14 protein-coding genes are annotated in these 12366 nt (G+C 43.1%); 10 read left to right on the top strand and 4 right to left on the bottom strand.

Annotated features, from left to right (window positions below):
• On the top strand, nt 1-1038 hold the full coding sequence (trpS, locus tag D3222_RS17865) for a tryptophan--tRNA ligase (protein ID WP_118987357.1): 1038 nt from the start codon (nt 1-3) through the stop codon (nt 1036-1038).
• Nucleotides 1039-1214: 176 nt separating this feature from the next.
• Here the strand turns inward: trpS and D3222_RS25110 are convergent, their stop codons facing one another.
• A complete protein-coding gene (locus D3222_RS25110) occupies nt 1215-1400 on the bottom strand; it encodes a hypothetical protein (protein ID WP_157975354.1) in 186 nt (61 codons plus the stop codon).
• 234 nt (nt 1401-1634) lie between these two features.
• Here D3222_RS25110 and D3222_RS17870 point away from each other — a divergent pair, with 234 nt between their 5' ends.
• Genes D3222_RS17870 through D3222_RS17885 form a run of 4 tightly spaced genes read left to right on the top strand, consistent with a single transcriptional unit; the run spans nt 1635 to nt 4078 of the window.
• A complete protein-coding gene (locus tag D3222_RS17870; RefSeq protein ID WP_118987358.1) occupies nt 1635-1928 on the top strand; it encodes a BufA1 family periplasmic bufferin-type metallophore in 294 nt (97 codons plus the stop codon).
• A gap of 24 nt (nt 1929-1952) precedes the next feature.
• The gene (bufB, locus tag D3222_RS17875; protein WP_232832568.1) at nt 1953-2879 is read left to right on the top strand and encodes an MNIO family bufferin maturase; all 927 of its coding nucleotides are present in this window, start codon (nt 1953-1955) and stop codon (nt 2877-2879) included.
• Entirely contained in the window at nt 2848-3597 is a 750-nt protein-coding gene (locus D3222_RS17880) for an HvfC/BufC N-terminal domain-containing protein (protein ID WP_118987359.1), read from the top strand. The genes bufB and D3222_RS17880 overlap by 32 nt, the downstream gene beginning before the upstream one ends.
• 1 nt (nt 3598) lies before the next feature.
• Nucleotides 3599-4078, top strand: a complete 480-nt coding sequence (locus tag D3222_RS17885) for a DoxX family protein (protein WP_118987360.1) — start codon at nt 3599-3601, stop codon at nt 4076-4078.
• A 203-nt stretch (nt 4079-4281) separates the two neighbouring features.
• Here D3222_RS17885 and D3222_RS17895 read toward each other — a convergent pair whose 3' ends face one another.
• The 3 genes from D3222_RS17895 to sodA form a co-directional block, all read right to left on the bottom strand.
• Nucleotides 4282-4872 carry an RNA polymerase factor sigma-70 gene (locus tag D3222_RS17895; protein ID WP_118987362.1) on the bottom strand — a complete coding sequence of 197 codons (591 nt, stop codon included), beginning with the start codon at nt 4870-4872 and terminating at the stop codon, nt 4282-4284.
• Between the two features lie 261 nt (nt 4873-5133).
• A complete protein-coding gene (yiiM, locus tag D3222_RS17900; protein WP_118987363.1) occupies nt 5134-5805 on the bottom strand; it encodes a 6-hydroxyaminopurine reductase in 672 nt (223 codons plus the stop codon).
• Nucleotides 5806-5923: 118 nt separating this feature from the next.
• Nucleotides 5924-6550 carry a superoxide dismutase [Mn] gene (gene sodA, locus D3222_RS17905; RefSeq protein ID WP_118987364.1) on the bottom strand — a complete coding sequence of 209 codons (627 nt, stop codon included), beginning with the start codon at nt 6548-6550 and terminating at the stop codon, nt 5924-5926.
• 373 nt (nt 6551-6923) lie between these two features.
• Here sodA and acs point away from each other — a divergent pair, with 373 nt between their 5' ends.
• The 5 genes from acs to D3222_RS17930 form a co-directional block, all read left to right on the top strand.
• Nucleotides 6924-8879, top strand: a complete 1956-nt coding sequence (gene acs / locus D3222_RS17910) for an acetate--CoA ligase (protein ID WP_118987365.1) — start codon at nt 6924-6926, stop codon at nt 8877-8879.
• A 63-nt stretch (nt 8880-8942) separates the two neighbouring features.
• A complete protein-coding gene (locus tag D3222_RS17915; protein ID WP_118987366.1) occupies nt 8943-9254 on the top strand; it encodes a DUF485 domain-containing protein in 312 nt (103 codons plus the stop codon).
• Nucleotides 9251-10900, top strand: a complete 1650-nt coding sequence (gene actP, locus D3222_RS17920; protein ID WP_118987367.1) for a cation/acetate symporter ActP — start codon at nt 9251-9253, stop codon at nt 10898-10900. The genes D3222_RS17915 and actP overlap by 4 nt, the downstream gene beginning before the upstream one ends.
• Nucleotides 10901-11053: 153 nt before the next feature.
• Nucleotides 11054-12115: a sulfatase-like hydrolase/transferase gene (locus D3222_RS17925; RefSeq protein WP_232832569.1), complete on the top strand. Its 1062-nt coding sequence runs from the start codon at nt 11054-11056 to the stop codon at nt 12113-12115.
• An 82-nt stretch (nt 12116-12197) separates the two neighbouring features.
• A partial coding sequence (locus D3222_RS17930; protein ID WP_198672855.1) for a transposase family protein occupies nt 12198-12366 on the top strand: 169 nt, incomplete at its 3' end.

Here is a 12366-nt window from a genome sequence, read left to right on the forward strand (position 1 = left end):
ATGAATGAACCCACTGTATCTGAAACACTACACTCCCAAAAACCTATTGTATTCAGCGGCGCACAACCTTCCGGTGAATTAACCATCGGTAACTACATGGGGGCGTTACGTCAGTGGGTTAAAATGCAGGATGATTACGACTGCATCTATTGCATTGTCGACCAACATGCAATCACGGTCCGCCAGGACCCAAAAGAATTGAGAAAACGCACTCTGGATACACTAGCGCTCTACCTAGCTTGTGGCATCGACCCAGAAAAAAGTACTATTTTTATCCAATCACATGTACCACAGCATGCTCAGTTAAGCTGGGTTCTAAACTGTTATACCTATTTCGGTGAACTCAGCCGCATGACTCAGTTTAAAGACAAATCAGCTCGTCATGCCGAAAATATCAACGCAGGCTTGTTTGACTATCCGGTACTGATGGCGGCGGATATTTTGATATACCAAACAAACCAGGTTCCTGTGGGTATCGATCAGAAACAACACCTTGAATTGAGCCGTGATATCGCTCAACGATTTAATGCCATCTACGGCAATATCTTCGCCGTACCAGAACCGTTTATCCCAACGGGTGGTGCTCGCATTATGGCTCTTCAAGACCCAGAAAAGAAAATGTCCAAGTCAGATGATAACCGCAACAACGTTATCGCTTTGTTGGAAGATCCAAAATCAGCCGCTAAAAAGATAAAACGCGCAGTCACAGATTCAGAAGAACCCCCTCGTGTTCGCTATGATCTAGAACAAAAACCGGGTGTTTCCAACTTATTAGATATCCTCGCGGGCGTTACTGGCAAAACCATTCCTGAACTGGAAGCAGAATTTGAAGGCCAAATGTATGGTCATCTAAAAAGTTCTGTTGCTGATGCAGTTTCCGATATGCTGACTGAGTTACAAGAGCGTTTCCATCATTTCCGTAACGATGAAGTCCTGCTGAATAAAATCATGGCAGAAGGCGCAGCGAAGGCAAAAGCCCGCGCTCAGATTACGCTAGATAAAGTGTATGAAGCTGTTGGCTTTATTGCTCACCCTTAAATCGATAAAATGTGCACGTTCACTACGTGCACATTTCAAGCTACAGAAAAAGGTTAATGGGATGGTCACCCTCACCCTGTAGGCGTGTTTTGACAAGGTGATTTCTTTTACATGAGGCCATCGCCATGCAAGGCGACTTCGGAAAACCACAACCCAAGTGCCGAGGACAACACGGCTCACAAGGCTGAAATCTGCCTGATAAACCATGTCGGATAGCATAAGTAGACGGAAACCTCACCATGACGGTTTCCTGCCGCCCCAGACGGAAAAATCGGGGATTCAAACGATTTTTCCGACATTTTTTGCCACTTACCATGAGTTTTCGCTCCACTGAGCATCAAACCCCCTACTACGATAAACATGAAGGGATCCGCTTAAAAAACGGAAAACATCCTAAAACAAACCTGTTTCTTGTACAGGCCGATATCTGAGTCACAAAAATAAGTCATTAAAAATCAGTTAACTATAAAAAAATCATTTTTTTTCTCATATTCACTGTAAGAAATTGATTCGTGGTACGACTAATTGAGTGAAGCAAAGGCTTGTTTCAGCAAAGCAGTAATTTACCTTCTACACAAATATAAAAGGAACGTTCTATGACGAAGCAAACGACAAAAGCATTACTGGCCCTGGCTTTAGGCAGTGTATTGATTACGGGAAGCACTTCAGCAATGGCGGATTCCGGCAGCAAAATGGAGAAATGCTATGGCGTTTCTCTGAAAGGGAAAAATGACTGTAAAGCAGGTGCAGGCACCACCTGTGCTGGTACCTCAAAAAAGGATTATCAGGGTAATGCCTGGAAAATGGTACCGGCGGGCTCCTGCGTAAAAATGAAGTCTCCTACCTCCCCGACCGGTTTTGGTCAACTAAACGCATTTAAAGAAGTGTAATTTCGGCATCAGGCAGGAGCTCATATGATGACAATTTCTTTACCCTCACACAGCGTCTCTCGTGATGCTCCTGACCGCCTCATGCTAAATAGGCTTCCGGCCAGAGCAGGGATCGGATTAAAGCCAGAGCATTTTCGCGCTATTCTGCGCGATAAACCCGACATAGGTTTTTTTGAAATTCACGCGGAAAATTATCTAGTTGCGGGTGGTCCGTTTCATCAGGCACTGACCGCCATTCGCCAAAATTATCCGCTCTCTATTCATGGTGTGGGCCTGTCCATCGGAGGAGAAAATCCTCTGAATCAGACCCACTTACAACGTGTTGCCGCGCTGGTTGAACGCTACCAGCCGGCCGTTTTTTCTGAGCACCTTGCCTGGTCGACGCACAACGATCTATTTCTCAATGATCTGCTGCCGCTGCCTTATACTGACGTCACGTTGACGCGGGTCTGCGAACACATCGATCAGGTACAGAATGCGCTGCGTCGCCCCATTCTGCTGGAAAACCCGTCCACCTACGTCGAGTTCAGTGCCTCAACCATGAGCGAGACTAACTTTATCTCCGAGGTGATACGCCGCACCGGATGCGGACTACTGCTGGATGTGAACAATCTCTATATCAGTGGCATCAACCATAATCGCTGCCCGTGGCAAATGCTATTCGAGCTGCCACTTCACCGTGTCGGTGAAATTCATCTGGCGGGCTATACGGAAAGCCGCGATGGGGCAAACGACCTGCTGCTGATTGATTCACACGACAGTCATGTGACCGAGCCGGTCTGGGATCTCTATAACAAAACCCTGAGTAAAACGGGGCCGATCTCCACCCTGCTCGAATGGGACAGCAATATTCCACCATTAGACGTGTTGCTGAACGAAGCCAGCCATGCCCAGCGTTACATTACAGAGAGTACGAAAAATGCAACAACAACTGTATCAAGCACTTCTTGACCCCGACCTCACGGTACCTAAGGGGCTGACAGCCTGGAACGGTAGCGATCCGGCGGTACGTTTTGCGATTTATCGTAATAATGTCATAACATCGCTGATCGACGCACTGGCCGAAAACTGCCCCGTCCTTCTCGCCCAGCTCGGAGAGTGCTTTTTCCGTGCGATGGCGGCGGAGTTTATACGTCAACAACCGCCTTCTTCTCCTGTTTTGGCGGGCTATGGCGCGCAATTGCCGGACTGGATTGCAACGTTTCAGCCATTGGCAGACTGGCCCTGGCTGAGCGATCTCACCCGGCTGGAAATGTTGTTTATTGAATCGCTGCACGCGGCGGACTCTGCCGTACAAACGGCAGAAGCGGTCCCCGGTGACGATCCCGCACAGTTGCTGATGGAGATCCATCCTTCGGTACGGCTCTTCAGTTCAGATTATGCTGTCTTCAGCCTGTGGGCCTCACACCAACAAAGTGAAAACGAGATGGCGCTGGACCCATTCCAGCCGGAACATATGCTGCTGTGCCGTGTTGACGATGACGTGCGAATAATGTTGCTCAACCGTGCGGAAATGCAATTTGTTGCCATGATCCAGTCCGGTCGGTGCCTTACCGAAGCCCTAGAGATCGCCGCCTGGGAGGATGCAACTTTTGAGCCTCAGCAGGTTTTACAACGCATGCAGCACTACGGGCTGATCCTTTCTCTATATAGCAACACGGAGCGCTAAGATGGCATTACTCAAAATATTAGTGTTAAAAGGGCAACACATTGCGCAGGAAAGTGTTATCCCCCTTCTGGCGCGCATTAGCCTTGCCGCAACATTCTGGTTGTCGGGCCAAAGCAAAGTGGTGGGATTAAACATAGATATTCTGGAGACACGTACACCCTGGCAACTAGGGATTCCGCGCGTTACCGACAGCTCCGTGTCACTCTTTACCAGCGAGTACAATCTTCCTCTGCTGCCACCCGATGTTGCTGCCGTCATGGCCGCAACCGCAGAACACTTGTTTCCGCTGCTGCTGATTGTCGGATTTGCGACACGCTTCTCCGCACTAGCACTAATGGTAATGACGCTGGTGATTCAGATATTTGTTTATCCGGATGCCTGGCCTGTCCACGCTACCTGGCTGACGGCTCAGTTGTATCTGATGATGTATGGCGGTGGGAGGTTTTCGCTTGATCGCCTAATTTACCGCCATCGTACCTGATTCCGCCTCCCTACGTTACTTTATTTTGATTCTCGTTTTCGCCACGAGCGAACGCGGAAGTGATAGTGCGCAGGTCGGCAAGCTGTTGTCTGAAGTTTCGGCACCCGTAGCACATTCGCAAATGCAGCATCAGCTGAACATGTTGAGAAAGCACGATTTTTTCATCCAGCGCCTGAGACATCAGGCGCGTAGCTTGGTAACAACTAAGCATATTTACCCTCCTGGGAAAACCAGCGTTGTGACAAACATTCGCGTAAACGCATACGTGCACGCCAGAGCATCACATTCAGGTTGCTGACAGAGAGCGCCATCTCCTGACAGATCTCCTGAGTCTCAAGACCAATAAATTCGCGCATCATAAATGCCCGCGCGTTTTGCGTTGGCAACTGTGTCAGACAAAGCTCGAAAACCGTCCAGAATTGCTCCTGCTCGGCCGCCTCATCCGGTAAATGCCAACGCTGAGGATGCTCGTTTCGCGGCCAATGACCAGATTCATCAAACAACGCTTCGAAATTTTGCTCATCAACATCATCAGTCAGTTGCACGCTGCTGTGCCGATAACGCATACGCAAAGCGTCCGAGATTTTGTTGCGCAGGATCGTAAACACCCAGCTCTTCCAGGAGGCTCGTCCGGCAAAGGAAGAGGCATTCTTCATCGCCCCTTCCAGCGCCTCCTGAACAACATCTTCCGCCTGATGAAAATCATTCAACTGCAAGCTGGCAAACTGCAACATCTGTTTATGCAGCATGGAAAAAAACTGCGGATCCCGCAGCAGATTATTGATATCGGACATTGTGGTTTCTATCTTAACAGGATTGTTCGGGATAACCGGGTATTACGACACCATTTTGGCGGAATCGCTTAAATTCACTCACATGACTTAGGGACCATTTGGGGAACGGAGGCAATTCTAAATTAAATCTGTTTTTTGTGCAGCAAGGGAAGTCTCTTTTCCCCAAAGCCATTTGTTTTTCGTTCAACCCATCGAGTGTATCAGTGGTTTAATAACTGCTAAATACGGTTAAATGTGCACGTTCACCACGTGCACATTTTATTATTTCCCAAACAACCTACGGTTAAAATCCTCAATCTTTCCAAACATCACCCGCTTTTGCATAGTCAGGCTCCAACTAGCAGATAACCCAGCGGCACTCATCAACCGACGATATTGCTCTTCATCAAATGGCATATTAAAAGCAATCGCTATCGCTTCCTTAACGAAAACATCACTATTACGGGAAACAAGAACAAGAGGTTCATCTGGGCTAACATTTCCCACTGCAATAATTCTATAAAGCCAGCCACAACGGCCACTCTCCTGCATAATGGCAGAAAAATTGCTGATACTGGAATGAGAATTAAGTTTGTAACAAGGCGAGCGAGGCTGAGTTACTTGAATCATTACCTCTCCCCAACTGAAAATATCACCAATACAAACATTTTCTTCGGTCAACCCAGTTGTGGAAATATTTTCACCAAATGCTGGAGCAATAAAAAAATCTTCTTGATCAGGAAATTGATGTTTCCAGAAATCATAGTGTTCACGAGGATAATGACAAAGTGCGCGATCAGGGCCGCCGTGGAAACGGGTTTCAGCCTGCTCATCACCTTCTAATCCTAAAGAAGTCAGACGCAGGCTACCATCAACCATCCGTTTGTTAATTGCACTGGCAGAAAGTTTTCCTGATATTTCAATTTTACCTGTATATACCTGCGGACAATACATAATTCACTTTCCTTATTGAAATCAGTCTAACAACTCCATCATAAACTAACATTCAACCAATAAAAATGCCGACTGTCATATCAGTCGGCATAGCAGAAAAGAGAAATTATTCAGCAAGTTATTTCACTTTTTCCTGATAACGTATCGCTGCTTCATCCCAGCTAACAACGTTCCAGAACGCTTTAATATAGTCAGGACGACGGTTTTGGTACTGTAAGTAATAAGCATGTTCCCAAACATCCAAACCAATAATCGGATAACCAGATGCACCAGAAATCGCTTCACCCATTAATGGGCTATCCTGGTTAGCAGTCGATACAACCGCCAGCTTGCCATCATCTTTCAGTACTAGCCACGCCCAGCCAGAACCAAAGCGGGTAGCCGCTGCCTGCTCAAATTTCTCTTTAAAAGAATCTATACTACCGAAATCGCGTTCAATAGCTTCTTTCAATGGGCCTTGCAGAGTTGTGCCTAATTTCAGACCTTTCCAAAACAAGCTATGGTTAGCGTGCCCACCAGCATTATTACGAACAAAAGTACGTTTATCAGCAGGTACCTTATCTAATTGCTGAATCAGATCATCAATACCCAGTCCTGCCAGCTCTGGGAAGGCTTCCAAGGCGCTATTGGTATTATTAACGTAAGTCTGATGATGCTTGGTATGGTGGATTTCCATCGTCTGCTTATCAAAATGAGGTTCCAGAGCTTCATAAGAATAAGGAAGAGAAGGTAATGAATAGCTCATATCATGTACTCCAGTCATATAAGAATGGTTCAAAGTCCACACCTTGTGAACAACGTGATCATTATAGTTAATTAAATATTATTGGAAATGTTTATCAATACCATATTCTCATTATGGTTTTATTATACAACTGTGTTTCAGTGACTTATCAGTCAATTTGTCTATATTAAACATTATTATTGGATTAGGATTTTGAATTACTATTTTTGATTAGCCATTAAACCTAAATAAACCCGCCACACTAAATGACAATCACGTGGAAAATATTCTTTTTATTGCGTGATCTTCCGCGCAAAAAAAAAACAAAAATTCTCTTTACACTTTAGTTAACTTTGATTTGACATAATATTAACATTCGTAAGGAGAATATTATATGACCAAAATAATGAAGCACCCTATTCCTATCGCCATTGCAGAACATGCCCTGATGAATGAGCAACAATATCAACAAGACTACCAATTATCGTTGCAAGATCCCGAAAGGTTCTGGGGTGAAAAAGGAAAAATTGTTGACTGGATTAAGCCTTACACCAAGGTAAAGAATACCTCTTTTGATCTTGGACATATCAATATCCGCTGGTTTGAAGATGGAACACTAAACTTAAGCGCAAATTGTCTCGATCGTCATCTAAAAGAACGTGGTGAGCAAACCGCTATTATCTGGGAAGGTGATGATCCAACAGAATCCAAAACAATAACCTATCGTGAACTACACCATGATGTATGTCAGTTTGCCAATGTATTGAAAAATCTGGGTATTAAAAAAGGCGATGTTGTTGCTATTTACATGCCGATGGTGCCAGAAGCAGCGGTTGCCATGTTAGCATGTGCCCGCATTGGTGCTATTCACTCTGTTATTTTCGCAGGTTTTTCTCCTGATGCCGTATCCGGGCGTATCATCGATTCAAATACCAAATTGGTCATTACCGCCGATGAAGGATTGAGGGCCGGACGTACAATTCCCCTGAAAAAGAATGTTGATGACGCATTAAATAATGCAGCCGTTGTCAATGTATCCAATGTGATCATTTTTAAACGTACTGGAAATATTGGCCACTGGCAATCTGGCCGTGACCTTTGGTGGCATGAATTGGTAGCAGACGCGAGTGCTGACTGTCCAGTTGAAGAGATAAATGCAGAAGACCCGCTGTTTATTCTCTATACCTCAGGCTCTACCGGCAAACCCAAAGGTGTACTGCATACCACTGGAGGTTACCTTGTATATGCATCTCTAACATTTAAATATGTATTCGACTATCAGCCGGGGGAAGTCTATTGGTGCACAGCCGATGTCGGATGGGTTACCGGACATAGCTACCTGCTCTACGGCCCCCTTTCCTGTGGCGCTATTACCCTAATGTTCGAAGGTGTACCAAACTATCCTGAGGTTAACCGTCTGAGCCAGGTTATTGATAAACATCAGGTAAATATCCTGTACACAGCACCCACAGCGATTCGTGCCCTGATGGCTGAAGGTGACAAAGCTATTGAAGGAACGAAACGTACTTCTCTGCGTATTATGGGATCAGTTGGCGAGCCGATTAACCCGGAAGCTTGGGAATGGTATTACCAGAAAATTGGTAACAGCAAATGCCCGATTGTCGATACCTGGTGGCAAACAGAAACTGGTGGCTTCATGATCACACCACTGCCAGGCGCAACCGAACTAAAAGCAGGTTCAGCAACGCTACCTTTCTTCGGTGTTCAACCCGCGCTGGTTGATAATCTTGGTGAACTACTAGAAGGTGTTTGTGAAGGAAACCTGGTTATTACCGATTCCTGGCCCGGACAAGCACGCTCACTATTTGGCGATCATGACCGTTTCGAACAAACCTATTTCTCTACCTTTAAGGGAATGTATTTTAGTGGTGATGGAGCACGCCGTGATGAAGATGGTTACTATTGGATAACTGGCCGTGTTGATGATGTGCTGAACATTTCCGGCCACCGTCTAGGTACGGCTGAAATTGAATCTGCTTTGGTCTCCCATCCTAAAATTGCAGAAGCTGCTGTCGTAGGTACTCCACATAACATTAAAGGGCAGGCAATTTATGCCTATGTCACCTTGAATCATGGTGAAGAACCCTCTCCAGAACTCTATACAGAAGTCCGTAATTGGGTACGTAAAGAAATCGGTCCGATTGCTACACCAGATATCCTACACTGGACAGACTCCTTACCAAAAACCCGTTCAGGAAAAATTATGCGCCGTATTCTGCGCAAAATAGCCTCCGGCGATACCAGCAATCTAGGAGATATTTCAACACTAGCAGATCCAGGAGTAGTAGAAAAATTGTTGGAAGAAAAACAAACAATGAGTATTTCATGACAGATCATGCCGCCTTACGGCGGCTGTAATCAAAATATAATAAATATAAGAGGATATACTCCGATGAATGACGACATTTACCAAGGAATTGAGAATAACCCCCGTTTCAAAGAGTTGGTTGAAAAGCGAGGACGTTTTGCATGGTTGTTATCAATAATCATATTAGTTCTGTATGTCAGTTTTATTTTTCTCATTGCATTTGCCCCCGAATGGCTAGGTACTCCCCTTCATAATGGTTCCAATATTACCCGAGGAATACCGGTTGGTATTGGTTTAATTATTATTTCATTCGTCTTAACCGGCCTATATGTAATTAGAGCCAACAGCGAGTTTGATCACCTTACCTCACAAATTCTCAGTGAGGTAAAGAAATGAAAAAGTTCCTGTTATTAGCAATAGTGCTATTTCCTCATCTTACTTGGGCTAACACAATCTCCGAAACCGTAGAAAGACAGCCTGTCAATACTCAGGCCATTATCATGTTCGTCCTGTTTGTCGGTTTTACACTCTATATCACTTACTGGGCCTCAAAAAAAACACGCTCCCGTACTGATTACTACACGGCGGGTGGACGTATTACTGGTTTCCAAAATGGAATGGCAATTGCTGGAGATTTTATGTCCGCAGCATCATTCCTCGGCATTTCCGCTTTAGTCTATACGTCTGGTTATGATGGACTAATTTATTCTATCGGCTTCTTGATTGGCTGGCCTATTATCCTATTTCTGATTGCCGAAAGATTAAGAAACCTTGGACGCTATACTTTTGCCGATGTCGCTTCTTACCGGCTACAACAACGTCCAATCCGTACGTTATCTGCAATTGGCTCACTGTTTGTTGTCGCCCTTTATCTTATTGCTCAGATGGTTGGTGCAGGTAAACTTATCGAATTGCTTTTTGGACTCAATTACCATGTTGCAGTCGTATTGGTTGGTATCCTAATGGTACTTTATGTTCTGTTTGGCGGTATGCTAGCAACGACCTGGGTACAAATTATCAAAGCTATCTTATTGCTAGCTGGTGCCACCTTTATGGCCCTTATGGTCATGAAAACAGTAAACTTCAATTTCAATACGCTGTTCAAAGAAGCCATTGCTGTCCACTCAAGAGGTGAAGCCATCATGAGTCCAGGAGGGTTGGTATCTGACCCAATATCCGCACTTTCTCTCGGTCTCGCATTGATGTTTGGTACTGCTGGCTTACCTCATATTATTATGCGTTTCTTTACTGTAAGTGATGCGAAAGAGGCACGAAAAAGCGTTTTCTATGCTACTAGCTTTATTGGCTATTTTTACATTCTAACCTTTATCATCGGCTTCGGTGCTATTTTACTGGTTAGTCCAAATCTTTCCTTTAAAGATGCTACCGGCGCACTCATTGGTGGTACTAACATGGCAGCCGTTCACCTTGCTAGTGCAGTTGGAGGCAACTTGTTCCTGGGTTTTATCTCTGCTGTCGCCTTTGCCACAATTCTAGCCGTTGTTGCGGGGTTAACTCTGGCTGGCGCATCAGCGGTATCACATGATCTATATGCAAACGCCATTAAACGCGGTAAAGCTAATGAACGAGATGAGCTGAAAGTATCAAAAATAACGGTTGTGATACTTGGGTTTATCGCAATCGGATTAGGTATTTTATTTGAAAACCAGAATATAGCCTTCATGGTTGGATTAGCATTTTCTATTGCTGCAAGCTGTAACTTCCCAATCATTCTTTTATCCATGTACTGGCGTAAACTCACTACCCGTGGTGCATTAGCCGGAGGCTGGCTAGGATTAATTACAGCGGTAGTTTTAATGATTCTCGGCCCAACAATTTGGGTCAGCATTCTCGGTCACGAGAAACCCATCTATCCTTATGAATATCCAGCATTATTCTCAATGCTTATCGCCTTTATTGGTTCATGGCTATTCTCTATCACCGATAATTCACAACAAGGCACACAGGAAAGAGAACAATTTAGAATCCAATTTATTCAATCACAAACAGGACTTGGTATCGCACAAGGAAAAGCACACTAATTACGTTTTTATGTCCAACCTCTCCTTCGGGAGAGGTATTTTCATTAGAAGCCACTTGAAATCAGAGCTATTTCACAAGTTAACCTCTTGTTTTAATCCCAGGTTAATGATTAACTCTTTTATTTAAATTTATTAATTAAATTATTAATCTGTATGCGAAATAAATGGCCAATTATTATTATTTTGACTCTCTCTTTATTACCGATAATCTTCATTAGTGATTTAGCGGGTGAGTATAAGTTAAGAATAATATTACTGAGTTTCTTGCTGGTAAATGCTAACGCATTTTTTTATTGTTATAAATATCTTAAACCATTGGTTTTTCTTATTTCTCTATTGTGGTCGATTAATATATCCACATCATTTTTCTTCTTTAATGAACATCAGATAAGTTTTTCTTCAACTATTGCCAATACTTTTATCAATACAAATAGCAATGAAGCTGTAGGTATGTTGTCCTACAACAAATACTATGTATTTTTCTTTATTTTTATGCTGTTAGTATATTTTTTGTCTATTAGATGGTTATCAAAGAATATAGACAAAAAATTACTCAAATCCAGTTTATGGGCTTTTATTTTTGTCTGCCTGTTAGTGCCTGTTGACTACTATATCTCAGGAAAAAAATATTCTGATGATATTATTCTATCAGAACACTTTTTAATGGTAACACCCTTCTATAACTCATCAGCAATGGTAAAAGCAATATATGAAAATCAAAAAATTAAAAATATTTCTTCTGTTAAAGTAAATTTTAATTATATACAAGAAGATAAAAATATTGATATTTACATATTACTGATAGGAGAATCAGCAAGAAGAGATCATATGTCTTTGTACGGTTATGAAAAAACCACAACACCAACATTAGACACGATGCAGAGAAATATGCTGATATTCAATCAAGCTATCTCTCCAGCTCCAGTTACTATATTATCCTTACCTATTTCACTTTCTAATATTACTTTATATCAGCTTAGAAATAAGGTTCATTATGCCGACAATATCATATCTTTAGCTAACGATGCAGGATTTAAGACAACTTGGATAAGTAACCAAGGAAGATCAGATAAAAGCAATAGCCTGATCACAGTTATTGCTAATATGGCTGAAAGCCAAAAATGGAATGAATATATTGGATATGATGAAGAGTTACTGCCCTATTTAGACAGGGCAAGATCTCACAATTTTAACAAGGTTATTTGGGTTAAATAAAGACCAAAATATAACTTTTTATAGCCACTTCTCTCATTAAAACGTTAAGATCTCTCTATTCTATAAAAGCGTGATCTTAATAATGAGTATTTTCAACTTTATCAGCAAGATAGATGACCCACGTTCTGACATCAATAAAAAACATGAATTAATGGATGTGATTTTTTTAGCTTTTTCTGCTGTGTTATGTGGGGCTTCTGGCTGGAAATCAATCCAGGAATTTGGTGAGATACAATTCGAGTGGCTTAAAC

This window comes from Photorhabdus sp. CRCIA-P01 (assembly GCF_003545805.1).
Lineage (GTDB): Bacteria > Pseudomonadota > Gammaproteobacteria > Enterobacterales > Enterobacteriaceae > Photorhabdus > Photorhabdus antumapuensis.

Excerpts from the sequence above, each read along its gene's own strand:
- trpS (WP_118987357.1), top strand. The coding sequence starts at position 1 with ATGAATGAACCCACTGTATCTGAAACACTACACTCCCAAAAACCTATT.
- D3222_RS17915 (WP_118987366.1), top strand. The coding sequence starts at position 8,943 with ATGAATGACGACATTTACCAAGGAATTGAGAATAACCCCCGTTTCAAA.
- D3222_RS17885 (WP_118987360.1), top strand. The coding sequence starts at position 3,599 with ATGGCATTACTCAAAATATTAGTGTTAAAAGGGCAACACATTGCGCAG.
- D3222_RS17870 (WP_118987358.1), top strand. The coding sequence starts at position 1,635 with ATGACGAAGCAAACGACAAAAGCATTACTGGCCCTGGCTTTAGGCAGT.
- D3222_RS25110 (WP_157975354.1), bottom strand. The coding sequence starts at position 1,400 with ATGTTTATCGTAGTAGGGGGTTTGATGCTCAGTGGAGCGAAAACTCAT.
- D3222_RS17880 (WP_118987359.1), top strand. The coding sequence starts at position 2,848 with ATGCAACAACAACTGTATCAAGCACTTCTTGACCCCGACCTCACGGTA.
- acs (WP_118987365.1), top strand. The coding sequence starts at position 6,924 with ATGACCAAAATAATGAAGCACCCTATTCCTATCGCCATTGCAGAACAT.
- actP (WP_118987367.1), top strand. The coding sequence starts at position 9,251 with ATGAAAAAGTTCCTGTTATTAGCAATAGTGCTATTTCCTCATCTTACT.
- D3222_RS17895 (WP_118987362.1), bottom strand. The coding sequence starts at position 4,872 with ATGTCCGATATCAATAATCTGCTGCGGGATCCGCAGTTTTTTTCCATG.
- sodA (WP_118987364.1), bottom strand. The coding sequence starts at position 6,550 with ATGAGCTATTCATTACCTTCTCTTCCTTATTCTTATGAAGCTCTGGAA.
- D3222_RS17925 (WP_232832569.1), top strand. The coding sequence starts at position 11,054 with ATGCGAAATAAATGGCCAATTATTATTATTTTGACTCTCTCTTTATTA.
- yiiM (WP_118987363.1), bottom strand. The coding sequence starts at position 5,805 with ATGTATTGTCCGCAGGTATATACAGGTAAAATTGAAATATCAGGAAAA.
- bufB (WP_232832568.1), top strand. The coding sequence starts at position 1,953 with ATGATGACAATTTCTTTACCCTCACACAGCGTCTCTCGTGATGCTCCT.